The sequence below is a fragment of the Exiguobacterium sp. EF_C8 genome (assembly GCF_054956715.1).
Map to the genome: position 1 here is coordinate 2,156,064 of NZ_CM143264.1, position 25,648 is coordinate 2,181,711.

The 25,648-nt window shown below is 44.3% G+C and carries 26 protein-coding genes; 7 read left to right on the forward strand and 19 right to left on the reverse strand.

Annotated features, from left to right (window positions below; genetic code table 11):
• The first annotated feature begins 122 nt into the window (after window positions 1-122).
• Entirely contained in the window at window positions 123-1,610 is a 1,488-nt protein-coding gene (locus tag ACY2IG_RS11605) for an aminotransferase class I/II-fold pyridoxal phosphate-dependent enzyme (protein ID WP_462617950.1), read from the forward strand.
• A 56-nt stretch (window positions 1,611-1,666) separates the two neighbouring features.
• Here ACY2IG_RS11605 and ACY2IG_RS11610 read toward each other — a convergent pair whose 3' ends face one another.
• The 5 genes from ACY2IG_RS11610 to pdhA form a co-directional block, all read right to left on the reverse strand.
• On the reverse strand, window positions 1,667-1,972 hold the full coding sequence (locus ACY2IG_RS11610) for an SAV0927 family protein (protein WP_023468848.1): 306 nt from the start codon (window positions 1,970-1,972) through the stop codon (window positions 1,667-1,669).
• 110 nt (window positions 1,973-2,082) lie between these two features.
• A complete protein-coding gene (lpdA, locus tag ACY2IG_RS11615) occupies window positions 2,083-3,495 on the reverse strand; it encodes a dihydrolipoyl dehydrogenase (protein ID WP_029342176.1) in 1,413 nt (470 codons plus the stop codon).
• 3 nt (window positions 3,496-3,498) lie between these two features.
• Entirely contained in the window at window positions 3,499-4,785 is a 1,287-nt protein-coding gene (locus tag ACY2IG_RS11620; protein WP_035406694.1) for a dihydrolipoamide acetyltransferase family protein, read from the reverse strand.
• Window positions 4,786-4,886: 101 nt separating this feature from the next.
• Complete coding sequence (locus ACY2IG_RS11625) at window positions 4,887-5,864, reverse strand: alpha-ketoacid dehydrogenase subunit beta (RefSeq protein ID WP_035406692.1); 978 nt, start codon at window positions 5,862-5,864, stop codon at window positions 4,887-4,889.
• Between the two features lie 3 nt (window positions 5,865-5,867).
• On the reverse strand, window positions 5,868-6,950 hold the full coding sequence (gene pdhA / locus ACY2IG_RS11630) for a pyruvate dehydrogenase (acetyl-transferring) E1 component subunit alpha (RefSeq protein ID WP_035406689.1): 1,083 nt from the start codon (window positions 6,948-6,950) through the stop codon (window positions 5,868-5,870).
• 377 nt (window positions 6,951-7,327) lie between these two features.
• Here pdhA and def point away from each other — a divergent pair, with 377 nt between their 5' ends.
• Entirely contained in the window at window positions 7,328-7,867 is a 540-nt protein-coding gene (gene def, locus ACY2IG_RS11635) for a peptide deformylase (protein ID WP_023468853.1), read from the forward strand.
• Between the two features lie 46 nt (window positions 7,868-7,913).
• On the opposite strand, the gene rnjA is transcribed toward def, so the two are convergent.
• Window positions 7,914-9,581: a ribonuclease J1 gene (rnjA, locus tag ACY2IG_RS11640; RefSeq protein WP_035406688.1), complete on the reverse strand. Its 1,668-nt coding sequence runs from the start codon at window positions 9,579-9,581 to the stop codon at window positions 7,914-7,916.
• Window positions 9,578-9,793 (reverse strand): DNA-dependent RNA polymerase subunit epsilon, encoded by a 216-nt coding sequence (locus ACY2IG_RS11645; RefSeq protein WP_462617951.1) that lies wholly within the window; start codon window positions 9,791-9,793, stop codon window positions 9,578-9,580. The genes rnjA and ACY2IG_RS11645 overlap by 4 nt, the downstream gene beginning before the upstream one ends.
• 173 nt (window positions 9,794-9,966) lie before the next feature.
• Between ACY2IG_RS11645 and ACY2IG_RS11650 the strand changes: the two genes are divergently transcribed.
• Window positions 9,967-10,743: a Cof-type HAD-IIB family hydrolase gene (locus ACY2IG_RS11650; protein WP_035406686.1), complete on the forward strand. Its 777-nt coding sequence runs from the start codon at window positions 9,967-9,969 to the stop codon at window positions 10,741-10,743.
• 37 nt (window positions 10,744-10,780) lie between these two features.
• On the opposite strand, the gene ACY2IG_RS11655 is transcribed toward ACY2IG_RS11650, so the two are convergent.
• The 5 genes from ACY2IG_RS11655 to ACY2IG_RS11675 all read right to left on the reverse strand — a co-directional run bounded on the left by ACY2IG_RS11655 (window position 10,781) and on the right by ACY2IG_RS11675 (window position 16,207).
• Entirely contained in the window at window positions 10,781-11,449 is a 669-nt protein-coding gene (locus tag ACY2IG_RS11655) for a potassium channel family protein (RefSeq protein WP_035406684.1), read from the reverse strand.
• A gap of 104 nt (window positions 11,450-11,553) precedes the next feature.
• Window positions 11,554-12,576, reverse strand: coding sequence for a cytochrome d ubiquinol oxidase subunit II (locus ACY2IG_RS11660; RefSeq protein ID WP_035406681.1), 1,023 nt, complete (start codon window positions 12,574-12,576; stop codon window positions 11,554-11,556).
• Between the two features lie 12 nt (window positions 12,577-12,588).
• Entirely contained in the window at window positions 12,589-13,986 is a 1,398-nt protein-coding gene (locus ACY2IG_RS11665; protein WP_035406678.1) for a cytochrome ubiquinol oxidase subunit I, read from the reverse strand.
• Window positions 13,987-14,220: 234 nt separating this feature from the next.
• Window positions 14,221-15,333 carry an N-acetyldiaminopimelate deacetylase gene (locus ACY2IG_RS11670; protein ID WP_214854656.1) on the reverse strand — a complete coding sequence of 371 codons (1,113 nt, stop codon included), beginning with the start codon at window positions 15,331-15,333 and terminating at the stop codon, window positions 14,221-14,223.
• The gene (locus tag ACY2IG_RS11675) at window positions 15,317-16,207 is read right to left on the reverse strand and encodes a LysR family transcriptional regulator (protein WP_023468861.1); all 891 of its coding nucleotides are present in this window, start codon (window positions 16,205-16,207) and stop codon (window positions 15,317-15,319) included. Before ACY2IG_RS11675 ends, ACY2IG_RS11670 begins: the two co-directional genes overlap by 17 nt.
• Window positions 16,208-16,272: 65 nt before the next feature.
• Here ACY2IG_RS11675 and ACY2IG_RS11680 point away from each other — a divergent pair, with 65 nt between their 5' ends.
• Window positions 16,273-16,668 (forward strand): disulfide bond formation protein B, encoded by a 396-nt coding sequence (locus ACY2IG_RS11680; RefSeq protein WP_035406674.1) that lies wholly within the window; start codon window positions 16,273-16,275, stop codon window positions 16,666-16,668.
• A 69-nt stretch (window positions 16,669-16,737) separates the two neighbouring features.
• On the opposite strand, the gene ACY2IG_RS11685 is transcribed toward ACY2IG_RS11680, so the two are convergent.
• The 7 genes from ACY2IG_RS11685 to ACY2IG_RS11715 form a co-directional block, all read right to left on the reverse strand.
• Window positions 16,738-18,009, reverse strand: a complete 1,272-nt coding sequence (locus ACY2IG_RS11685) for an FAD-dependent oxidoreductase (RefSeq protein ID WP_056062395.1) — start codon at window positions 18,007-18,009, stop codon at window positions 16,738-16,740.
• Window positions 18,010-18,124: 115 nt separating this feature from the next.
• Window positions 18,125-18,943: an ammonia-dependent NAD(+) synthetase gene (gene nadE, locus ACY2IG_RS11690; protein WP_462617952.1), complete on the reverse strand. Its 819-nt coding sequence runs from the start codon at window positions 18,941-18,943 to the stop codon at window positions 18,125-18,127.
• A 33-nt stretch (window positions 18,944-18,976) separates the two neighbouring features.
• Complete coding sequence (locus ACY2IG_RS11695; protein ID WP_462617953.1) at window positions 18,977-19,423, reverse strand: BsuPI-related putative proteinase inhibitor; 447 nt, start codon at window positions 19,421-19,423, stop codon at window positions 18,977-18,979.
• Window positions 19,424-19,501: 78 nt separating this feature from the next.
• Window positions 19,502-19,714: a hypothetical protein gene (locus ACY2IG_RS11700; RefSeq protein WP_035406663.1), complete on the reverse strand. Its 213-nt coding sequence runs from the start codon at window positions 19,712-19,714 to the stop codon at window positions 19,502-19,504.
• Between the two features lie 359 nt (window positions 19,715-20,073).
• A complete protein-coding gene (locus tag ACY2IG_RS11705; protein ID WP_056062400.1) occupies window positions 20,074-21,165 on the reverse strand; it encodes a conserved virulence factor C family protein in 1,092 nt (363 codons plus the stop codon).
• An 86-nt stretch (window positions 21,166-21,251) separates the two neighbouring features.
• A complete protein-coding gene (locus tag ACY2IG_RS11710) occupies window positions 21,252-21,965 on the reverse strand; it encodes an alpha/beta fold hydrolase (RefSeq protein ID WP_056062403.1) in 714 nt (237 codons plus the stop codon).
• 8 nt (window positions 21,966-21,973) lie between these two features.
• Window positions 21,974-22,531 (reverse strand): GNAT family N-acetyltransferase, encoded by a 558-nt coding sequence (locus tag ACY2IG_RS11715; RefSeq protein WP_035406655.1) that lies wholly within the window; start codon window positions 22,529-22,531, stop codon window positions 21,974-21,976.
• A gap of 132 nt (window positions 22,532-22,663) precedes the next feature.
• Here ACY2IG_RS11715 and ACY2IG_RS11720 point away from each other — a divergent pair, with 132 nt between their 5' ends.
• From ACY2IG_RS11720 to brnQ, 3 genes are all read left to right on the forward strand, one after another.
• Window positions 22,664-23,395, forward strand: a complete 732-nt coding sequence (locus ACY2IG_RS11720; protein ID WP_056062405.1) for a hypothetical protein — start codon at window positions 22,664-22,666, stop codon at window positions 23,393-23,395.
• A gap of 247 nt (window positions 23,396-23,642) precedes the next feature.
• Window positions 23,643-23,936, forward strand: coding sequence for a hypothetical protein (locus ACY2IG_RS11725; protein WP_035406649.1), 294 nt, complete (start codon window positions 23,643-23,645; stop codon window positions 23,934-23,936).
• A gap of 347 nt (window positions 23,937-24,283) precedes the next feature.
• Window positions 24,284-25,609 carry a branched-chain amino acid transport system II carrier protein gene (gene brnQ, locus ACY2IG_RS11730; RefSeq protein WP_035406647.1) on the forward strand — a complete coding sequence of 442 codons (1,326 nt, stop codon included), beginning with the start codon at window positions 24,284-24,286 and terminating at the stop codon, window positions 25,607-25,609.
• Window positions 25,610-25,648 lie beyond the last annotated feature (39 nt).

Below are 25,648 nucleotides of genomic sequence, written 5' to 3' on the forward strand. Positions count from 1 at the left end.
CCTTTCTGCACTTTTCTATTTTACACGGAAAAGAAGCATAAAACAGTTGCAACCGTCCGAAAACTTGTTATAGTTAGCTTGTTTGATTGTATTTTTATTCGGTTTTAAGGGGGGGAAATCTGGTGCAAACAAAAAGCTTAACACAGCTCGATACACCTTTATTCGATGCGCTACTCGCGCATGCGAAACGTCAACCAATTCAATTTCATATTCCCGGTCATAAAAATGGTCAAGGAATGGATCCAGCCTTTCGATCGTTCATCGGTCAGAATGCGCTCGATATCGATTTAATCAATATCGCTCCCCTTGATGATCTTCATCATCCAAAGGCAATCATTAAGGAAGCTCATCAATTGGCAGCTCAAGCCTTCCATGCCGACGAAACGTTCTTTTCCGTACAAGGAACGTCAACCGCAATCATGGCAATGATCATGAGCGTCGTCGGACCTGATGATAAAATTCTCGTTCCTCGAAATGTTCATAAATCGGTGATGTCAGCTATCGTTCTTTCTGGTGCGCACCCGATTTTCATTCATCCTGAATTCGATGAGACATTTGGTATCGCACACGGTATCACACCAAGCGCGGTAGAACGTGCCCTTGCACTTCATCCTGATACAAAGGCAGTGCTCGTCATCAACCCGACCTATTTCGGCGTTGCTGGCGACTTGGAGAGCATCGTCAAACTTTCCCATAGTAAGGGTATTCCGGTACTCGTCGACGAAGCACACGGCGTCCATATCGCCTTCCACGAAGATATGCCATTATCTGCAATGCAAGCAGGAGCTGATCTCGCAGCAACGAGTGTCCATAAACTCGGTGGATCACTCACTGGAAGCTCTGTTTTAAACGTTCGCCGGGGTCTTGTCTCTCCGGATAAGGTTCAAGCGGTACTCTCGATGTTGACGACGACTTCAACATCCTATCTACTGCTTGCTTCTCTTGACTGCGCACGGCGCCATCTTGCAATCAACGGTGAAGCGATGAATCGTCGGGCACTCGAACTCTCGACACGGATGCGTTTCGGATTAGCGAAGCTTCCTTATCTCGCCGTTTTCGGCGAATCCGATCTTCATTCAAGTGCGACGTTCGCTTTTGATCCAACGAAAGTGCTCGTTTCCGTTAAGGGACTTGGTATCTCTGGTCACCTTGTCGAAGAGTTTTTGCGTGAAGAACATCGGATCGAAGTTGAACTTTCTGATTTAAATAATATCCTTGTCATCATCACTTCTGGTGACTCGGAAGAGACAATCGATGCATTCCTACATGCGATGTCTTTACTTGTTGCACGCTATCAGAATAATGGCGCTGAAACGACTGATCACTCAATCGTCCTTCCAGACATTCCAGCGCTCGCTCTCAGCCCACGTGATGCTTTCTATGAAGAAACAGAGACAATTCCGTTAGTCGATGCGGTCGGACGGATTTCAGCTGAATTCATGATGGTGTATCCTCCTGGTATTCCCATCTTTATTCCTGGCGAAATGATCACGGCAGACAATCTTGCCTATATTAAAGAAAACATTGAAGCTGGTCTTCCGGTTCAAGGTCTTGAGGATCATTCGCTCGAGACGATCAAAGTCATTCAGCAATCGAATGCAATTCGGTGAAGACAAAACAAAGCAGTAATCCTTACTAGATGAGGATTACTGCTTTTTTTGTCATTTCATTCTGCGTATTCATCGTTTGGTGAACAAGGAATGAACGCTGCGAGTGCTTCACCGATTACTTCGACATCCTCTCGTTCAATCGCAAATGTACGAATTAAGACATCTCCATTCAACACATCCTGTTGATCGAGTAACGCTGACTGACCACCGGTTAAACTGACGACAAGTACTTTCCCGAAGAATTGTCCCGTACAGACGACAGCAAAATCATAGCGGGCGAGTGCAGTCGTCCAGCCGACAAAACGAACCTTATCCATTTCCGATACGTAATACAGCTCCTCTAAGGTAGTCACGGATTCCATGTGCGTCCACCCTCTCCGATTTTTACTTTTTCTTTTCCTTTTTTGTATCAAGACCAAACAAAAAAACACCTCATACACGATCGGCTCCCCGTGTATGAGGTGTTTCGATATTATTTAATGATGTGGATTGGGCTACCGATTGCAACTTCAGCAGTTTCCATTGCGATTTCACCGAGTGATGGGTGTGCATGGATTGTGAGTGCGATATCTTCAGCTGTCATACCAGACTCGATTGCGAGTCCCATTTCAGCGATCATATCAGATGCGCCTGTACCAGCGATTTGCGCGCCGATCAAGAGACCATCTGATTTACGAGTGATCATTTTCAAGAAGCCGTCTGGCTCGTTGAGTGCAAGTGCACGACCATTCGCAGCGTAAGGGAATTTAGACGCGATGTAATCGAGTCCTTCTTCTTTCGCTTGTGCTTCCGTGTAACCGACTGTAGCGAGTTCTGGATCTGTGAAGACGACCGCTGGAATCGCGCTGTAGTCGAGGTATGCAGGGTGTCCTGCAGCTGCTTCAGCAGCAATTTTAGCTTCGAATGAAGCTTTGTGTGCAAGTGGTGGTCCTGGAACGATATCACCGATTGCGTAGATGTTTTCGTTTGAAGTACGGCACTGATCGTCGATTTCGACAAGACCACGGTCGCTGACTTTGACTTCTGCCATTTCAAGACCAAGATCACCAGTGTTCGGACGGCGACCGACAGTAACGAGGACGTAGTCCGCTTCAACTGTTTGTGCTTCACCGTTGACTTCGAATGTTACTTTAACGCCATCTTCCGACTCTTCTACACTTTGAGCAAGTGCTTCGTTGTGGATTGTGATGTTGCCTTTTTGTTTGAGCTTCTTCTTAACGACTTGCGTCATAGCAGGCTCGAAACCAGAAAGGATGTCTTTTGTTCCTTCAAGAATGACGACTTCTGTATCGAAGTTCGCATACGCTGTACCAAGCTCCATCCCGATGTATCCGCCACCGATGACGATGAGTTTTTTCGGGATTTCAGGAAGGTTCAATGCGCCTGTTGAAGAAAGGACGCGTTTTGACCATTTGAAAGCTGGAAGTTCGATTGGAGTCGAACCTGTCGCGATGATACATTTCTTGAATTTGTAAGGAGTCGAAGAATCTTCGTTGATGATACGGACTGTATCTTCTGATTGGAAGTAAGCTTCCCCAACGACAGTCTCGACTTTGTTCCCTTTAAGAAGACCACTAACGCCGCCAGTCAATTTGTTGACGACAGATTGTTTCCAAGATTGAACTTTCGAGAAATCGACAGTTGCATTCTCAGAAGTGATCCCCATATCGCTTGAACCTTTAGCGTGCTGGAAGTTATGTCCTGCAGTGATCAAGGCTTTTGATGGGATACATCCTACGTTTAAGCAGACACCGCCGACGTTTTCACGTTCAACGATTGTTACTTTCATACCAAGTTGCGCGCCGCGGATTGCAGCAACGTAACCACCAGGGCCAGCCCCGATTACGAGTAAATCTGTTTCTTGTGCGAATTCACCTACTACCATTGCTTATCCCTCCATGATGAGAAGTTGTGGGTCGTTCAATAGGCGTTTAACTAAGTTAAGCGCGTTTTGTGCAGTTGCACCATCGATGAGACGGTGGTCGAAGCTGAATGAAAGTGCAAGAACTGGTGCAGCAACGATTTCGCCGTTTTTAACGACCGCTTTTTCAGCGATACGACCGATACCGAGGATTGCAACTTCTGGGTGGTTGATGACTGGTGTGAACCATTGACCGCCAGCAGAACCGATGTTAGTGATCGTGATTGATCCGCCTTTCATCTCGTCGCCAGAAAGTTTTCCGTCACGTGCTTTACCAGCAAGGTCATTGATGTTGTCAGCAAGTGCGAAGATCGATTTACGATCTGCATCTTTGACGACTGGTACGACAAGACCGTTGTCTGTATCAGCAGCAATACCGATATTGAAGTAGTTTTTGTAGACGATTTCTTCGTTTACATCGTCGATTGATGCGTTGATTGCCGGGTATTTTTTAGCAGCAGCAGTCAATGCTTTTACGACGAACGGAAGGTAAGTCAATTTCGTACCTTGAGCAGCCGCAACTTCTTTGAAGTTTTTACGGAGTGCAACGAGGTTCGTAACATCCACTTCGTCCATGAGTGTTACGTGTGGAGCTGTATGTTTCGAGTTAACCATTGCTTTCGAAATCGCTTTACGGATTCCTTTGATTTTCTCGCGTGTTTCAAGTTCAGGTTGAGCAGCAACGTATGGCTTCACTTCTGTTTTTGGTGCAGAAGCAGCTGGTGCTTTTTCTTCAGTTGCTGGTGCATCAGAAGTTTGTCCACCGTTAGCGAATGCATCGATGTCTTCTTTAACGACACGACCGTTGTCTCCAGAACCTTGGACTTCACGGATGTCGACACCTTTTTCACGTGCATATTTACGGACAGATGGCATCGCGATGACGCGTTCTGATTTATGGATTTGAACCTCGTTTGGTTTGTCTTCCACTTTTTGATCCGTATCTTGAACGTCTTTCGCATTTTCTTCAGCTTTTGGTTGCTCTGCTTCTTCAGAAGGAGCAGAACCTTCGCCTTCGACTTCGAAAGTGATGAGGACGTCGCCAACGACAGCTACGACACCTTCGTCAACTTTTACTTCTTTAACAGTACCATCAACTGGCGATGGAATTTCAACGACTGCTTTATCGTTTTGTACTTCAAGAAGAACATCATCTTCTTTGACAGTGTCGCCCGCTTTTACGAACCACTTTACGATTTCACCTTCATGAATACCCTCACCGATATCCGGCAATTTGAATTCAAATAAACCCATTTGAATATGCCTCCTTTTAGTTCACTCTTCTAGTCGATTGTTATCTGTAAAAACGGAAGCAAGGAGAGAATGTACCCCTCTCCTTATTTTCCGAAATGCTCTTAGAAATTGTAGACAGTCTTGACTTTCTCGACAATATCTTTGTGATCCGGGATCCAGACGTCTTCACCTTGTGCGAATGGGAAGATCGTATCTGGAGCAGCAACACGAAGAATCGGTGCTTCGAGGTCAAGGATTGCACGTTCTTGGATTTCAGTTGCAACCATTGCAGCGATACCCGCTTGTTTTTGTGCTTCTTGAACGACGACGACACGGTTTGTTTTCTTGACAGAAGCAAGAATCGTATCGATATCGATCGGGCTGATCGTCATCAAGTCGATGATTTCGACGCTGATGTTTTCTTTTTCGAGCTCTTCTGCTGCTTTAAGTGAAGCGTGCACCATCGCACCGTAAGTGACGATTGTTACATCTGTACCTTCACGTTTTACATCAGCTTTTCCGAGTTCGATCGTGTAATCGCCCTCTGGCACTTCACCGCGGAATGAACGGTAGAGTTTCATGTGCTCGAGGAATACGACTGGGTCGTTATCACGGATTGACGCGATCAAGAGACCTTTTGCATCGTATGGTGTTGAAGGAATGACAACTTTAAGTCCTGGTGACTGAGCCATGAGTCCTTCGAGGTTATCTGCGTGAAGTTCCGGTGTTTTAACACCGCCACCGAATGGTGAACGGATTGTTACAGGTGCATTGTATGTGCCACCTGAACGGTAACGGAGACGCGCGAGTTGTGCTGCAACTGAATCGAATACTTCGAATACGAATCCGAAGAATTGGATTTCCATGATTGGACGGAATCCTGTCAGACTGAATCCGACAGCAAGACCACCAATACCTGATTCCGCAAGTGGTGTATCGAAGACACGGTCTTCGCCGAGCTCATCTTGAAGACCTTCTGTCGCACGGAATACCCCACCGTTTTTACCGACGTCTTCACCGAACAAGAGAACTTGTTCGTCGCGTTTCATCTCGACGCGCATTGCGTCAGTGATCGCTTGGATCATCGTCATTTGTGCCATGGGTTATTTCGACTCCTTTGCTGTATACTCATCAAGCTGCTCTTGCAGGTTTAGTGGAAGCTTTTCAGCCATCACGTTGATGAAATCTGTAACTTTTTGTTTTGGTTCTTTGTCAGCTTGTGCAAGTGCTTCCTTAACGTCAGCTTTAGCTTGCTCGATGACTTCGTTCTCTTTATCTTCGTTCCAAAGACCTTTTGCTTCCATGAAAGCACGGAAACGGACGAGTGGATCTTGTGCTTGATACTCATCATCCATGTCTTTTGTACGGTAACGTGTTGGATCATCACCAGCGAGTGTGTGTGGTCCATAACGGTAAGTCAATGTTTCAATCAATGTCGGAACACCGTTAAGTGCTTCTACGCGTGCTTGTTTCGTAGCTGCGTATACAGCAAGAACGTCCATACCGTCGACTTGGATACCATTGATACCAGCAGCAACAGCTTTTTGAGCGATTGTTTTCGCCATAGATTGTTTTTCGACAGGTGTCGAGATTGCGAAACGGTTGTTTTGAACGACGAAGATTGCAGGTGCTTTGAAAGCTCCAGCGAAGTTCATACCTTCATAGAAGTCCCCTTGTGAAGAACCACCATCACCTGTGTAAGTGATCGCTACTTGTTCTTTACCGCTTTTCTTAAGACCGAGAGCAACACCAGCCGCTTGAACGATCTGCGCACCGATGATGATTTGTGGCATTAAGACGTTAACACCTTCAGGAATCTGACCACCTGTGATGTGACCGCGTGAGAACAAGAATGCTTTGTAAAGTGGGAAGCCATGGAAGACCATTTGTGGAATATCACGGTATCCAGGAAGAATCCAGTCATCTTTATCCAAAGCGAATTGCGTACCGATCATTGACGCTTCTTGTCCAGCTACTGGAGCGTAGAAACCAAGACGTCCTTGACGGTTAAGTGAGATTGCACGTTGGTCCCAGATACGTGTGTATACGAGACGGCGCATTAATTCCGTAAGCTCTTCATCCGAGAGGTCTGGCATAGCGTCTTTATTGACGACTTCACCTTTCTCGTCAAGAATGCGGAACGTTTCAAAGTTTTCTTCCACGTTTTTAAACATGTTTACGTTCATCTTTTCACCTCATCCTTTCACTGCGTTCAGCGAAATATTCCTCTGACTGATTTGCCCACATGACAATAGTGTCCAAAAAACGAAGTCCCGTGTGACTATCCTTTGAACATGTGTCTGTGTACCTATTCAGTTGAGTAAACTGTATTATCATGAATCGACACGTTATAGTGTCTTGTTCATTACGTTACAAGTATAAATCTGTAACACCTTAAAATCAAAGGAAATGTTTTATTTTTTTCGCGTTTCACATTGTGAATTCAATCACAAAACTAGAATATTCCATCTTCTGTATCATTCGATATTTTCCTACTGTGTTAGTTGTCATCATTCCCCACTTTCCTATGCTATACTTTTTGTAGACGAAAGGAGTGTTGTTCATGATCACCATGAATGAAATCGTACGCGAAGACGTTCCTGCTCTTCACGAACGGTCAGTAGAAGTGACCTTCCCTCTCAGCGACGAGGATAAGGAAACGATGCGACTCATGCGCGAGTTCCTCGCCAATAGTCAAGATGATGAAATTGCGAAGAAATATGACCTACGAAGCGGCATTGGACTTGCAGCACCACAAATCGGTGTCAACAAGCGCATGTTCGCGATCCGCTTACCGGATGGTGACGATTTATTGGAATTCGGTATTTATAATCCAAAAATCATCAGTCATTCCGTCGAGCAGACGTATTTAACAGGCGGCGAAGGATGTTTGTCCGTCGACCGTGAAGTCGAAGGACATGTACCGCGCTATATGCGTATTACCCTAACTGGCATCGATCATAACGGAAATCCGGTAAAATTACGTTTAAAAGGGATGAAAGCAATCGTCTGTCAACACGAATATGATCATTTAGATGGTGTCATGTTCTATGATCGGATCGATAAAAAAGAACCATTCAAGGAATATGGTCCTGCCACATAATACAAAAATCCTCGTTTCCGTTTCCGGAAACGAGGATTTTTTCGAATCAGACTTCCATGATGATCGGCATGACCATCGGATGACGTTGTGTTTTTTCAGTTAAATACGGTGTGAGCGTATCATTGATGACTTGTTTGATGTCCGTCCATTTCGTGTTACGGTTCGCAAGCGATTGATCAAGCGAACGCTTAAGTAGACGTTCAGCATCTTTAATCAAATTACCTGACTCACGCATGTAGACGAAACCACGCGAGATGATATCCGGTCCTGAGACGAGACGATTCGTTTTAGAGTCAAGCGTCACGACAACGACGACAAGTCCCTCTTCTGAGAGAATACGGCGGTCTCGTAAGACGATATTACCGATATCACCGATTCCTTTTCCATCGACATAAACGGCATTCGCTTGAATCTTCCCAGTGATAGCGGCTGCATTCGCATCTAATGCCAGTACTTCACCGTTATCCATGACGAAGCAGTTCTCTTCCGGTACACCAGCGTCCATCGCAAGCGACATATGCTTCTTCAGCATCCGGTATTCCCCGTGAATCGGCATGAAGTATTTCGGATTCAATAGACGTAACATGAGCAACTGCTCTTGTTGACTACCGTGACCTGATGTATGGATATCATTCAGTTTACCGTACATGACATCCGCGCCAGCTTTATATAGCTGATTGATCGTCTTTCCGACAGAAACGACGTTTCCTGGGATTGGTGACGAAGAGAAGATGACGAGATCATCTGGAATGATTGAAATTTGACGGTGTGTTCCGTTTGCGATACGGCTAAGGGCCGCCATCGGTTCTCCTTGTGAACCGGTACAAAGGATCGTCAACTCGTTTGATTTATAACGCTTCATCTCGTTCGGCTCGATGATCGTACCCTTCGGCGCCTTGATGAAGTCAAGTTCTTGACCAATCATCATGACCTTATCCATGCTACGTCCGAAAACGACGATTTTTCGTCCTGCTTCAACAGAAGCATTGACGACTTGTTGGAGACGATAGATGTTCGATGCGAATGTCGCGAAAATGATTCGTCCTTCCGCCTTACGGAAGATGTCTGAAATCGTTTCCCCAACGACACGTTCGCTCATCGTAAAACCTTCCACTTCAGCGTTCGTAGAATCCGATAAGAGGCACAAGACGCCTTCCTTACCAAGTTCAGCCATTTTCGCTAAATCAGCAGGTTCTCCGACCGGTGTGAAATCGAACTTAAAGTCCCCTGTATGCACGATATTGCCTTGTGGTGTCTTGACGACGACACCGAACGAGTTCGGAATCGAGTGTGTCGTACGGAAGAACGAGATACTCGTCTTCCGAAACTTGATGATCGAATCTTCATCGATTTCATGAAGTTCTGCATTCCGAAGCAAACCGTGTTCTTCTAGTTTGACTTTAATGAGACCCATTGCAATTTTTCCAGCGTAAATCGGTAAGTTTACTTGTTTAAGCAAGAAAGGAAGACCGCCAATATGGTCTTCGTGACCGTGCGTGATGAAGACCCCTTTGACCTTATCTTTGTTCTTGATCAAATAAGTGTAGTCCGGAATGACATAGTCGATTCCGAGTAATTCATCCTCAGGGAACATGACACCCGCGTCGATGACGATGATTTCATCTTGGAATTGAACGACATACGTGTTCTTTCCGATTTCCCCGAGTCCACCGAGTGCGAAGACGGCGGCTTGATGGTTTTTGACGAACTTCATTCGAACGTCGCAACCTTGAAGTCAGGATGTTGTTGTTCGTATGTCAAAAATTCTCCACTAACTTCGCGGATGAACTCAATGTTGATCTCTTTGAGGTCGTCAATCGTTGATCGCACGTCACGAATGCTTTCCCCTTCTACATACATCGTTTCTGTCCGTTCACGAACAGGTGCTTCCGAACGAAGCGGTTGGTAAAATACTTTAAAAATCATGTCTAGCAACTCCTTATCAGTACATTGTTTTTTGTCCTTAGTACAGTATACACGATACATGGACTATTTTTCATCCTTATTCCACATGTTCCCTTCCGGCAACACGCTTTTGGTTATGCTATACTTTCACATGAACAGGTCATTTCGACCAATTAAAAAGAGAAGGTGAAACCATGGCAAATCAGAAAGTCGTCTTTTTCGATATCGACGGAACCTTATTGCATGATGGTCATTTCGTTCCGGAATCAACAAAACAGGCAATTCGTCAACTTCAAGAAAACGGTGTATATGTAGCGCTCGCGACTGGACGCGGTCCCGCAATGTTATCTGGGATTCGTGAGTTGCTCAACATTGATACGATCATCGGTTACAACGGGCAAATTGTCGTTCATCAAAACGAAATCATCTACAAACGTCCACAACCTAAAGTCGATCTGACACATTTGACGCAACAAGCAAAGGAAAACGGACATACGCTTGTCTATCTTGGCGAAACAAAAGGTTTTACAACGAAATCAAATGATTTTCATGTCGTTGATTCGCTCGGAGATCTCGACATGCCGTTACCGCTTCACGATGAAGAAGCCTTCTTGTCTCACGATGTGTTTCAAACGCTTGTCTACTGCACGGCAGAAGAAGAAGCAGATTACATCAAACGTTACGATGCTTTTGATTTCATTCGCTGGCATCCCCACGCGATGGATGTCATCAACGTCGGGTCCTCGAAAGCAGAAGGCATCAAACAGTTCTTGAAATTGACAAACATTCGCCGCGAGGATACCTTCGCTTTTGGAGATGCTCTCAATGACCTTGAAATGCTACGCTATGTCGGAACCGGTATTGCAATGGGCAATGGGCTTCCGGAAACAAAAGCCGCTGCCGATTATGTCACGAAACCAATTCTTGAAGACGGTATCGCACATGGACTCAAAGAATTCCAACTCATCTAATAGATAGATGTAAAGCTGAGGCATGCCTCAGCTTTTTTTAGTTCTTTACTTTATGAATCGCGCGTTCTAAGCGATCAAGATCTTCATTCTCACCAATGACGACGAGATAATCGCCTTTTTCAATGACTTCATCTGCCTGCAAGGAGATCATGACATTTTCACCCCGTTTGATGGCGACAACGTTTGCTCCATATTTACTTCGTAAGTCGAGATCAATCAAGGTTTGTTTTGCCATCCGATCACTGACTTTAATCTCAACGATTGAGAATTCTTGTGATAAGTCTAAGTAGTCAAGGATATTCGAACTCATCAATCCGTTCGCAATCCGAACCCCCATATCCCGCTCAGGGTGAACGATGAAATCCGCTCCAATTTTTCGCAATACTTTTTCATGGTAATCATTCGTTGCTTTGACGGTGATCGATTGCACACCGAGCTCTTTTAAAATCAACGTCGTCAAGATAGACGCTTGAATGTTTTCCCCAATAGCGACGATGACATGATCAAAGTTTCGAATCCCCAAACTTTTTAAAACGTTCTCATCGGTCGTATCGGCAATGACAGAATGTGTCGCAATCCCCATGAATTCGTTGACACGTTCCTCATCGGAATCAATTGCCAAGACATCATAGCCGTTTTTCGATAATTCGCGGACAATCGAGCCACCAAAACGCCCTAGTCCGATTACTGCAAACTCTCCATTCATTTTCACAACTCTCCTTCACAATCGCTCTTCATTAGTAGTGTACCCGATTCAATTTAAAAATACTATAAACGCCTCTGCGAATCGCAGAGGCGTTTATCCATTCATTATTTTGATGATTTTCCACGTACATAATCGTTATCGAACAAGAAGAGCCGTAAAATCAAATACAACGCCGGAATTAAGAGTAAAAGTCCGAAGATGAAAACGACGACGAGTGCGGAAGCCATCGTTTCGTTTACGACTGCTTTGTTGATATCGATATATGGATACAAGATATACGGCAAGTGTGTATATCCGTAACCGAACCACGCGACTGCATACTGTAACATGACCGCGACGAACGCGATGCCATAGTTTTTCTTCATATAGACGAGTGTCACGGCAATGAGGAAAAATAAGAAACTAGCAGCGAACCACCACCAGTTGCCGTTTAGGATATTTTCATAATGCCATGCCGCTTGGTTCTTCAGTCCAAAGAAGACGAGCGCACAGACGAGGATTGTTGGTCCACTCCAAAAGAGTGCCCATTTCCGAATAAGCGGCGTAGCTCCCTCATCTTTCGCTTTATCCGCGTAGAATAAGAGGAACATCGCGCTGATGTATAAGACAGATACGATAGCGAGCGCTACGACCGTCCACGAGTAAAAGTTCGAAAATAATTTCGTTCCTAAAAACTCAACTGTATCATTCGTTTTGCGGATGAAACCACCTTGACTGATTGTCAATGTCGTCGACATCGCAGCAGGAATCAGCAACCCTGTCGCTCCATATAAAAATGTGTAGAACATGCTGTCGTTTGATCCATAATTGGCGAACGCATAAAAGCTACCACGAATCGCAATCAAGACAAGAACAATTGACGCTGGTACGAGTAGTGCCGTACCGAAATAATAAGCGGAGTCTGGGAAGAACCCAACTAGTCCTACGAAGAAGAATACGAAGAAGACATTCGTTACCTCCCAAACAGGAGAGAGGTAACGAAGAATCAATCGATTCGTCAGATGATCCCGCTTCGTATATTTTGAATAAAAGGCGTAAAATCCAGCACCGAAGTCAATTGAGGCAACGATGAGATATCCGTACAGGAAAGTCCAAAGGACCGTGATCCCTAGTGTTTGAACGTCCAAATCGTTCCCTCCTTACTTGTTATCATCCACGAACATTGCTTCACCGCGTGCATGGTGGTTTTCAGCAAGTTCTTGAAGTTCTTTTCCAACCGTGTTTTTCTTAAACATCCGTAATAAGACGACCGTACAAATCGTACCAAGCAACAAGTACAATGCACTGAATAAAATGAGCATCGGACCAACCGCTGTTGAAGTCGTCGCCGCGTCCGCTGTTCGCATGATACCGTAAAGCGTCCAAGGTTGACGACCAATCTCAGCGTACATCCATCCCGCTTCGATTGAAATCATCGCTAACGGACCACCGATGAACACCCCTCGTAAAATCCACTTATTATATGGATTCAATTTTTTCAATCGGAATGCCAAGATGAACAAAGCAGAGATAGCAGTCAAGTACATCCCAATCGATACCATGATATCAAAGAAATAGTGGACGATCAGTGGTGCTTGATCTTCTTTTGCGAATTCGTTTAAACCGATGACTTCCGTATTCGGAGCCCCACCTGCAAGAATTGAGAGCGCATATGGGATTTTGACGGCTCCTTTGATTTCATAACTGCCGTCTTCTTGCTGATCAAGTATCCCACCAAAAATCAATTCTGCTTCATTTGTCGTATCAAAATGCCATTCCGCAGCTGCTAGTTTTTCTGGCTGGTATTTCGCTAAATATTTCCCTGAGAAGTCACCGACAAGTGCTGTCGAGAACGCGAAAATCAGACCAGCCATGACAGTGAGACGAAGAGCTTTCTTATGATATGCCGTCTCTGCTGCTGAGAGTGTCTTTTTGCGAAGCAAATGGAACGCCGCGATTGCTGCCAAGATAAAGGCAACAGTCAAGTAAGCTGAAACGATGACGTGTGTCGCCTTCGTCGGTGTCGCTGTATTAAACATTGCTTTTAATGGTTCGATTTGCGTTAACGTACCATTGACGATCTTAAATCCTTCTGGTGAGTTCATGAAGGAGTTGACTGTCGTGATGAAGAACGCTGATGCTGTCGCACCAATGACGACTGGAATCCCAATCAACCAGTGCAACCATGGATTTTTGAACCGGTCCCACGTATACAAGTAAATACCAAGGAAAATCGCTTCAAAGAAGAACGCGAACGTTTCCATAAATAGTGGCAAAGCAATTGTTTGACCCGCTACTTGCATGAGTGACGGCCAAAGTAATGATAGTTGCAAGCCGATTGCCGTCCCTGTTACGACACCGACTGCTACGGTAACGACGTATCCACGCGTCCACCGTCTTGCTAATAAGATATAATCTGGATCTTTGCGTTTCAGACCGATGAATTCAGCTGCCAGTACCATGAGCGGTACTCCGACACCAATCGTCGCGAAAATAATATGAAACGCTAGTGTGAGCCCTGTCAACAATCGACTGAGCACTACGGGATCATTGAACATGTATTTAGCCCCCTCTTCCTAAAACATACTTCTCTATATGGTCTATAACCGTATCATAGAGAACATAACCCTTTGTGTCTGTTTATAATGTTTGATGTAACAAATTGTTCACATATACACGTGATTTTTTTCACAAAATGTTCGAAAACTCTTATTCCTACATATATTAAAAACTTTCCCATTCCTGAATTCGAAAGGGAAAGCTTTATATCCTTTATTATTTCATAAAAATTTTTAAACATACTCTCGGAAATAATGGTCAAGTAAATCAATGACAAAAGAAATGGCTGATTCATCCGGGTTTAATGTTGGTTGATGCAAACCAGATGTCGGATTATCGACGCCGAGCCAGAACATCATCCCTGGGATCTCTTTCAGCATGAAACCAAAATCTTCCCCTGTCATCGCCGCGTCACATTCGATATAGTTGGCATTCATCTTTACGAATGATGAGAATTTATCCACGATTTGCCGGTCGTTGACGACTTCATAATAGCGATTACCGAATTGCAGATCGATTTTAACACCAAACGAAGCTTCGATTCCTCGAATGATGTCACGGACACGACGTTCGAGTTTTTCCATGTCTTCGCCGTTTAGCGCACGCATCGTTCCGTCAAGAACCGCTCTACCGGCAATGACATTCTCACGAATACCTGCATCCACTTTCCCAATCGTGATGACACTACAATTCATCGGATTAATGGATCGACTGACAATCGTTTGCAATTGCATGATCAAGGCTGCTTGCGCAACAACTGTATCAATCGTCAAATGAGGAAAAGCCGCATGACCACTTTGACCATAGATCGTGATATGAACTTCTCGAGCACTCGCGAACAGTACGCCTGGACGACTAGCAATCGTACCGACTGGATATTCCGGTGCAACGTGAAGACCATACATCTCACTCGGACGATATTTTTCAAACAATGGACTTTTAATCATCGGCTCCGCCCCGCCCGGTCCTTCTTCTGCCGGTTGGAATAAAAAGACGACATCATCCATGACTGGTAGTTCAACGATCCGTTTCATCAACCCTAAAGCAATCGAGGCATGCATGTCATGACCACACGCATGCATGAACCCTGGGTGTTCTGAGCAATACGGAAGCCCTGTCGCTTCTTCAATCGGTAACCCATCAATATCTGCGCGATACCCGATCGTTCGGTTTCCAGTCAATCCTTTCACTCGAACGAAAACACCTGTTTCAAATGTGTCATATGTGACACGATCTGGCGGATATGCACGAATTTGTTCCAATATAAAAGCTTGCGTCTTAAATTCCTTGAACCCTGGTTCCGGTATTTTATGAAGCGCGCGCCGCATCTCAATGGCGTATTCCATCTGACTGACTTCCTCCTTCTTCTTTTACGATGTCCCAAAAAGCTTGGACTTGTTTTAATTCAAGCATCGATTCCGTGGACAAGATCCAAGTATCTCGCTTCAGTACTTTTCCGGATGATGTCTTCAACGGAAGCTGCATGACTTCATTCGATTGCTGAATCGTCGACTCAGGTAAGATAGCAAAACCGATGCCATGTAACGCCATCTGTTTGCATGTCTCGATTTGGTCGACGACCAAAGTCCGAGAGGGTGGACTTGCGAACCGATCTTGCCACCACTCTAAAATTTCTTGATAGTACGTCGAATCACTTTTGAACTGGATGAACGGGCGATCCGTCACACGCAATTGTTCAATCGACGTCAACTCACTATCAACTAGATAGAGCGGGTCTGAGAAAAGGCGCTCTTTAACACCTTTCCAGTCCGGGTTTCCACGAATGATCCCGATATGAAAGTGTTCCTCTAACATATGACGCATCATCTCACTTGACCATCCGGTGACCAACTGGACACGCACATGCGGATAACGCTCGACGAATCGTTTTAAGACACGCGGGAGCCAGTATTGTCCCATGATGGAGGCGACAGCAATCCGAAGCGTTCCGTAAACGGCACCCTCTTCTGCCGTCAATTCACTTTTTAGTTCGAGTTCCTTCCGATTCATCTCTTTTGCGAGACCAATCACTTTTTCTCCTTGCGGTGTGATGCTTAAGCCACGCGATGAACGAATGAATAGTTTGGTTCCCCAGCGTCTCTCAATCGCAACAAGACGTTGACTAAGCGCAGGTTGTGAAACGAATAATCGTTCAGCAGCTCGCCTCATATTCAATTCTTCCGATAAAGTGATCAACATTTCCATTTCCGACACTTGCAATGTGAGATTCGACTCCTCATGATATAAGATGGCATTAGTTTAACACGTTAGAAAGGACGATACATATGACACGCTATCATTTTATGTTCATCATCTCAACGATTGCAACGCTTGGCAGTCTCTATTTTAGTGAAATTCGTGGATTCATTCCCTGCCCTCTCTGTTGGTGGCAACGACTATTCATGTATACGACAGCCTTTTATTTGCTCATATCCTTGTTCCGGTCGAAAACGATCGATCCACTCTTTGTACGCCTATATGTGCTTGCCGGCTTTGGTGTCGCCTTGTACCATGTCATCCTTGAGCGTTTACCCGATGGCGAAGCGTTATGTTCGAGTGGCTGTCTCATCAAATGGGTCAACTATTTCGGTTTCTTGACGATTCCGATGATGAGTCTCATTGCCTTTACATTACTCTTGATTCTAGCGTTCTATCCAGCACGTTCGAACAATGAAGCGTAAGATATGAATCTTTGGTCAATACAAAGAAGGAGAAGTCAATTCGGCTTCTCCTTCTTTTGTCGTTTTACATCACGTCCATCGATTGAAAACACTTACGGCGCTTGAGAACGCAAGCTCTGAGAGTTGTCCCGTCCCTTCACACCAGTCTCCGACGAAAGCAACACCTGCATGTCCCGGAATTTGAGTCGCAAGAGGACCTTGCCCCATTTTCCATTTGATTTCTTGTACGACTGCTCGTTTAATCGTTCGTTCTGCAACGATACGTTCTCTCCAGTCTGTGAAATGAACGTCAAGCATCTGTTCGATTCCCGTTCGAACATGTCCGATATAATCAGGATCCTCAAGTCGATCGTGTTCAAGATAAGCGATTGCTTGAAGGACTTGACCATCCTTTGGTGCGAGGCTTGCATCATAATGCGATAAATCCGTGATGAACGCTCGATGCGAACGGTCGTAGATGTATGAATACGGTGTTTGGATATAAGGCTGAAGTCCGAGATCATACACGAAAACTTCGACGGGTTCATGACTCGCATGCGGTGTCACGAATTTTTGGATCGTCGTTGGAGTCGCCATTTTTAAGATTTCACGTGGTGGTACGGCAAAGATGATCCGTTCCACATTCCATTCTTGTTTTTTTCGATCACGTACCAAGAATCCTGTCGTAGTCAATTCGACTGCTGTTATTTTTGTTTTTTTCAAGATCTCTCCGCGATTCTCTAGGATGATCCGTTCCAATTCCTGTACTAACCCTTGCCAGCCCCCTTCGATGTATGAGACAGGCTTTCGCGTCCGAAAAAGCTTTTGATAATACTCGAAATAGACATCTGATGGAATTTTTTCTGGTTCTGCCGTAAAAAAATTCGTTGATGCCAAATCAAGCATCAACTGTGCCACTTGTTCATCGACGCGTTCTGTTTTTAACCATTGCCCGATGGATTGTTGCGGATTCCCTCGTTCGACTCGTAAAATCGTTTTAATAATCTCCCATGTAAAACGTACTTTGTTCGTTCCTTCGATGACTTCTGTTTTCAGTAGTCCCCAGGCATTCGCAGGAACAGCCGTCAAATGACCTGAAAACTCATATTTCGCACGACTCGCTGAAAAATCAAGCCACGTCACTTCGATACCGAGTTGTTTCGTTAATTTGCGAAGAATTGATTGATCGCGTCCATAAATCGCATGGGCACCGTAATTAAATGTAAAGCCCTTTACGGTTTGAGAGGTGGCACGTCCTCCGAGTAATCCAGCATCCCAGAGCGTGACCGGTGTTCCTTGTTTTGCAAATAACGCCGCTGCTGTCAATCCGGATAACCCTCCACCTATGATCCCAATCGTCATACTCTCGCCTCCTCAACCATCGTTTCTCTTCTTTTCCCATAACGACCGGAGAAGAATCGAAGAACATGAAAAAAGACATGATTTCAATCATGAAATCATATCTCCTTATTTTTGATTATGCTTTCCACCATTCATCAAGTGGTGAGACGGGCATATGATGCTTATGTCCAACACGTTTATACTGCGTCTCTAACTTTTCTTGACTTGCTTCTGAAATCGACTTACCTTCCAAATAATCATCAATTTCTTCGTATGTCATTCCGAGTGCCACTTCGTCTGGTAGTGCCGGACGATTTTCTTCAAGGTCTGCTGTCGGAACTTTTTCAATCAAGACTTCTGGGGCGTTCAAGTAACGTAAGAGTTGTTTCCCTTGCCGTTTATTCAGTCCCGTTAATGGCGTTAAATCACATGCACCATCCCCATGTTTCGTGTAGAATCCCGTCACGAATTCGGCTGCATGATCCGTTCCAACGACTAAACAGCCATAATGAGCGGCTAAATCATATTGACTCTTCATTCGTTCTCGCGCTTTCGTATTTCCTTTGCTAAAGTCTGAAAGTTCTGCACCTGTCGCCTCTTCGAATTCCCGCATCGATGCTTCGACCGCTGGTTTGATATTCACACGAAGCGAATGATCCGGTTGAATAAAAGTCAAGGCTGCCTGTGCGTCTGCTTCATCTTGTTGTTCACCGTAAGGCAAGCGGACCGCATAAAATGAGACATCTTGTCCCTCTTCTTTTCGCAACTCTTCAACTGCCAGTTGGCATAGACGACCTGCGAGCGTTGAATCTTGTCCCCCGGAGATGCCTAATACGAATCCCTTCGCCCCTGTATGCTTGAGATACGCCTTCAAGAAGGCTACCCGCTCGTTTACTTCTTGGGCTGGATCAATGATAGGTTTAACGCCTGTTACTTGGATGATTTCTTGTTGCATGAATAAATTCACTCCTTCACATCGTTTTGATCGTCATTTTGAATCAATCATTTGGTGATCCGTCGTTTGTTTTGCATTTGCTCCTTTGAACTGGCGGATTGTCGATACGCGAACTTCCTTGCTATCACCTAAAGAGGAGATCGGTAATTCAACCGTGTACTGTTTCGTTTCGCGTTTTGTGAACGTATCCTTCTCAATCGCTTGCGTGAATACTTGCTCTTTCTCAAAATCATACGTTACGTGTTGTTTCGCATCAATCAATTGAGCCTGAAATCGTTGCGAGGAAGGATATGTCACGTTTACACTGTAATCATTTGGATTCGTTAAGGAAATGTCTAATTGCATCATACTGTCTTGCTTTGTCGTTTTGACTGCAATCTGAATCGGTTCGTTCATGGTTTTTGTTGCCTGTTGTTTCTTTTCTTGGCAACCTGCTAAACAAACAGTAAGCAGCAACAGAATGAAAACGAGACGTTTCATTTCATCCCTCCTTTTATCTAATCAATTTTATCACAAAAAAAAGCGAGAGAGGATTTCCTCTCTCGCACATTTCATCTCTTATGCTACAGGTAAAGTAGATGGATTCATCTTGAATGAAAACAATTGCTCTAAACCTGTCGCAAACAGTTCGTCACAAATATCTTCTGCCGCGTTTGCTGGTGCAACCAATGTAATCGTACGACTGTCAATTGTTTCGATCGTGACATATACCCCAGTTGTTGTCCGTTCCTTGTATCCTACTGCTAAATCAGTTTCAGCGAAAAGTAACATATCCCCGATTCTCCCCTTTTCTCATTCATATGCCAAGCCAAAAGATGACCTACATGCTTCGAATTCGTTATTGTAGGTTTACTGTATCAAAGAGATGAAAAAAGACGAGAATAGTCATTCGACATTTCATTTCAAAACAATATTCCAGTTCAAATAGGGATATTGTGGAATAATCTATATAGTTGTTGCATGCAAGCGTTTTTACGAGCGTTTCCAACACATTTCATTTCGATTTCAAAAAGATGACAACATAATTTTGATTATTTTACCATCATTTTTAGATAACAGGGAAAATATACCTAGACAATCGATGGCTCATTTTGTCGAATGATTCTTTCACACAATATTATTTTGAGTTCTCATGAACTTTCATCTATCATTCGATTCATTTGTTGCCAGACCGTCCCTAGTGCTTCTTCCCCACTTTCGATTCGAGTCAAGGCGAGTTCCGCCTGTAAAGCGACTTCATATTCTCGGTCTCGGCTCGCTTCACGCAGTCTTGGAATCGACTGTTCTGTTCCAACATCGAACAGGAATCGAGCAGCCCGCCAACGTACTAGTTTATTTTTATCCGTCAAAGCCTCCATCATCATTGGTTCAGCCTCTGGCATCGCCCAATCCGAAATCGTATCACCTGCTGTTCGTCGTACGATACCTGATGGATCATGGAGTGCACTTGTCAGATACTCTAATAATTCTTCCCGATGTTCTTCGAACATCCCAAGCTTTACGATTGCTTGACGACGAATTTGCATTTTTTCATCCTGTAATAATCGTGCATACGCCGGAACCCATTCCATTTCAACAGGCAGTTCATCAAGCGCCGCAAATCGTTCTTTCCAATCAGACGAACGAATAGCTTGACCACTAAAGGCAATATCTTCCCCTGCTGCGAGCGACTTGAGACGTTCGATACGTTCGACTGGATATGCGATCTCAATCTCATTCGCTACTTCACGCAAACTTTCGTCAAGGTCACCGTATCGAGGTGCTTGTTCCACCCAGCGTCGATCGCTAATGACATTCTGAACGAATGGTTGGACGAATAGCGCTGCTTCTCGGAATCGTTCTGGCAACCCTTCTCGTTTTTCTTCTAATCCTTTCACACCTTTGATTTGCATTGGTACGCCTAAAATGAACTGTACAAATAAATGGACTGGCTCATACTCAGCATCTGTCTCGTGCTGTTCAACGTCATTTAACGTTTCACCGAACGCACGTCGTATATCGATGACAAGCGAACGCCAATCATATTTCGGATAACGCTCGATCGATAAAAAGTCACTGACCTGATAAACAAACTTAACGCCAGGTATTTCAAGTAATCGCTGAATGTGTTCCGGTGCGCCAAAGGCATGCTCGAATGTCTGCCCCTTTTCCGAAAAGACCTCATCAACGATGACTTTCATGTTATTTGGACTTGGTGTTGGTTCAATCGCTACGATTTTCATGTGTATCCCCTCCACTTCTATCATTTCAGATATCTAATCTGAAATGCAAAGCAAATGCCCTACAGACATGACCGTAGGGCAAAAACTTACTTGAATGCTTCTTCGATAATTGCAACGAAGGCATCCGGTGTCTCAAGCATCCCCATGTGTCCACTGTCTGTTGACCGATGTATGAGATGATCATTTGTTGGTGCAAACGCACTTTCCTCTGAGATCAATGGATCCTTCGTACCATGAATGATGACACCTTTTACGTTTGCTTTCGTTAAAGCTTTCGTCATATCCCGACGATCTCGCATCGCAGAGAGTGCACGGATGGCTCCTTCGACGGTCATCATATACCCAATTTCAAGTGCTTCAGCAACAGCGAATTCATCGGCTCCTTCCGCAAATAAGGACGGAACAAGACCATTGACAAATTCTCTTACACCAACTTCTTCGACGCGCGTGATATTTTGATTTCGTTTTTGTTTCGCTTGTTCATCATCTGCTTTCGCCGTTGAGTAAACGAGACCATATCCACTGATTTGTTCGGCATACCTTTCCACGATTGCAGCCGTGATGTACCCGCCAAAAGAGTGACCAACGATGATTGGCTTTTCAACACCACGTCGCTCTAGATCATCCATGACCCATTCTGCGAATCCCTCAATCGTATCAGGTCCGACATCCAGTCCTTCATGTCCTGGTAAACTCAACGGTAAAACTTCAAAAGAATGTCGTAAATTTGCCTCTACCCGATTAAAATAATCTGTCCCTCCTGTAAATCCATGTAGGAGTACAAGTGTTTGTTTTTCCATTGACTACCTCATCCCTTCCACTCAGATGCGAGCATACGGTACATCGTCAAGTTCATGAAACGACCATGACTATATGCATAATCTTCTAATAATCCTTCTGCTTGAAACCCTAATTTTTGCACCAATGCATTGGAAGCAAGATTCTCAGGTGCTACGAGAGCACTGATGCGATGGAGAGCGAATTCCTCAAATCCGTAAGTCAGAACAGCTCGAGCCGCTTCGGAAGCCACTCCGCGTTGCCAATACTCTTGACTGACTTCAAAGCCAATTTCAGCTCGATGGTATTGGGAGAGCCAGTTATGAAAACCAATCGTACCGATCAATTGATTCGTTTCTGCATCAGCAATTGCCCAGCGAATCGCTTTACCTTGTGTAAACTGTTCCTTGAAGTAACTGATGACATTTTTTGCTTCATAGACTGTCACAAGCGGATCTGATCCGTAATAGTACATGACTTCATCATCTGATAGGATTTTAAACAATTCACGTGCGTCACGGTTTTCGAGCTCACGTAATACGAAGCGCTCGGTTCGCAATTCCGGGAATGGCTTTCGCAAGCCCCACATGCTCCATCACCTCTCTTTATGCTTCTCTATGTAGTATGCCCGTTTTCAGGAGTAAATATCCTTTCAGGCAATTCGAAGTTTTGCTACTATTGAATTATGAAGGAGTTAGTCACGGAAAGGAAGCGAAGTGGTATGTCAAGTGCGTTACTTTACTTATATGAGGACGAGGAAAATCAACGCTTGACGATGTCAGGGGTGCATTTCTCTGATTTCGCCGCAGCCGTCGATTTGAAGCGTCCTTTGCTTATTTCAGGAAGTGATTTCAAGCAGACGAAACAATCGTTTCGGACAATGCTACATTATATCGAAGCGCATGAAATCGAACAGTTTTCACAATCCACGGATGTGCAGCGTCATCCATTGATCGCTATCGATATTCGTTCCTCCCATTCACTCGACGTATTAACGGATGTCGAGATCGCAGAGTTGTTATTTTTAATGCATATGAAACGTGGAATGCCACTTCCCTTCCTTGATTCGATTGAAAATGAATTGGTCTATTTTAGCGAGCATGACGGACTTCATGCTTCCGTTTACTTAAAAGACTGGGCACGCGTCGAACAATTGATTGCTGATCTTGTGCAACGAAAATTCCGACAGCACGCACGATCCGTTGCCTCTATTGCTTTAACAGCTGAAATCATGATCCATATCCGTCATTTTCTCGGAGAAGGGGTCCTGATTGATTTCGAAAGCGCAAAGCGATCTGTTTTTTCAAGAAATATTACGATTCCTGTCTACGTGGCTGGCCGTTATGAAGACATGAGCGTATTACATGAAGATTTTGAAGCCGAGAAAGAATCGATTCTTAGACGTGGAACGCTTGTGTGTCGAAAAAAGAAATGGAGTTTTGAGTTAGATTGACCTTTAGCATCTTTTTCTTTTAGAAAAGGATGCTTTTGTTCTATTTGAATTTTAAATGATGATTCCTTCTTTACGGTTATTATGGACAATGTGACAATATCGTTAAAAAATTTTTCGAATTTTCACACAAAATAAGACTAGCATCTTGTGAGGACTTCGCTATAATGAGGATAACCTTTTTAAGATAGAAGTTAGACCTGTTTTTTTGTAGGGATGGTACTGGAATCAGCAGAAGGAGGAATTCAATATGGATCAGTTAAAAGTGAACGGAATTGGCTCATTCACGAAATTTGCGACGAACGGGAACATCCTCAAATTAAAGGATGCGACACTCGGTGAAGTGAAACTGTCGCTGAATGAAGCGAGTTCAATGACCATCGCCCCTGTCGATGAAGAAAATGGACTTTTCGTCATTAAAGGGCAACAGCAGGAATCGCTTGTTGAACTGACGTTACCACGTCAATCCTGTGAGGTCGTTCACGCTTGGCTCCTCCATAAATTGAAACGCCATAAAAAAATACGCTCGATTGCGACAAGCTGACATTTGTATGAAAATCCTTAACTCAAGACTTCCATTCATGAGTTAAGGATTTTTTTCTGTTTAAAAGTCTCGGTGATAAATTTTCAGAAAATATTGTTTTCTTAGATTCTTCATGTTATCCTTAGAAAAATTCAAACAGGAGGTTTTAAACATGACATATACATCGCTTATCCCAGTACGACTGATTGTGATTAGGACCAGGGACTGAAGATTCATTTCTCGATTGAGAAGATGAAGACCAGGCCCTTTTCGTCATTTCGACAAGGCGTCTGATCACACGACGCCTATCCACGCACATCGTGGATGAGGCTTTTTTTATTGAAATTAGAAGGAATGGAGGACAACACATGTTTAAGACAAAAGATACGTTCGCTTTAGGATTTATGATCTTCGCATTATTTTTCGGTGCGGGTAACCTAATCTTCCCACCAGAACTCGGCGCCCTTGCAGGTAAACAATTCCTCCCAGCCATCCTCGGCTTTATCGTGACAGGTGTGGGTCTTCCGTTGCTCGGCTTACTTGCTGTCGCATCTATCGGAGGCGGTATCAAAACGCTTGCTGCTCCTCTCCCTCGTTTTGTAGGTGCTGCCTTGACGTTTGCTCTCTACGTTGCCATTGGACCTTTCTTCGGAATCCCTCGGACATCGGTTGTCACGTATGAGCTCGGTGTTGTACCATTTCTCGGTGCGCCTTCACAAATGACATTAGTTCTCTCATCAAGTCTCTTTTTCATTGCTACGCTTTACCTCGTATTGCGTCCTGGTAAATTACTTGAAATCATCGGACGTTTCATCACACCTTTATTGCTGATTGCACTTGCTGCGTTAAGCATCAGTAGCATCGTCTCACCACTTTCAAGTGTCGCTTCACCAAGCAAAGCCTATGAGACGACAGGTCAAGCATTCATCCAAGGTTTTCTTCAAGGATACTTAACGCTTGATGCACTCGGCGCCTTAGTCTTCGGTGTCGTGGTACTTCATACATTAAAAAGTCGAGGCGTTCATGAACGAACAGCACAATTTAAAGTCGTCACTCGTGCTGGAACGATTGCTGCGGTTGCTTTGACTCTCGTCTATATCGGACTCGGAATGATCGGACGTAATACATTTGCCGCAATCGGAAAAGTCGATGGTCCGACCCTTCTTCAGCATTATGCGAATACAGCATTCGGTTCAATTGGTTTAGCTGTACTTGGTCTTGCGATCCTACTTGCCTGCTTGACGACTTCAGTTGGTCTCGTCACTGCATTTGCAGAATATATGATGACTCTTTCAACACGTGTCACATTAAAAACAGCAAGTATCTTCACGACTGTTCTTGGTCTCACGGTATCTATTGTCGGATTACAGACATTGTTATCAATCGCTGTTCCCGTGTTGATGTTCCTTTATCCAATCGTCATCGTCTTAATCGCATTAACATTCATGCGTCATCTGTTCCGTCGTAAGTCGGTCGTTTATCAGTTCACTCTTGGAGTAACGATTTTCTTCTCACTTTGTAGTGCGTTAAACCAACTTTCTCTTTTCCCGGGAAATCTCAAAACCTTCTATCAATCACTTCCTTTAGTGGATCAAAGTTTAGAATGGTTATTTCCGACACTTATCGCCTTTGGTCTCAGTTCATGGTTTGGACACGTTTCCACCCCTTCCGTCATACAAAAACGCGCTAGCTAGTGATTCCGTTTTCATAGCTATGGTATGATGAACAAAATG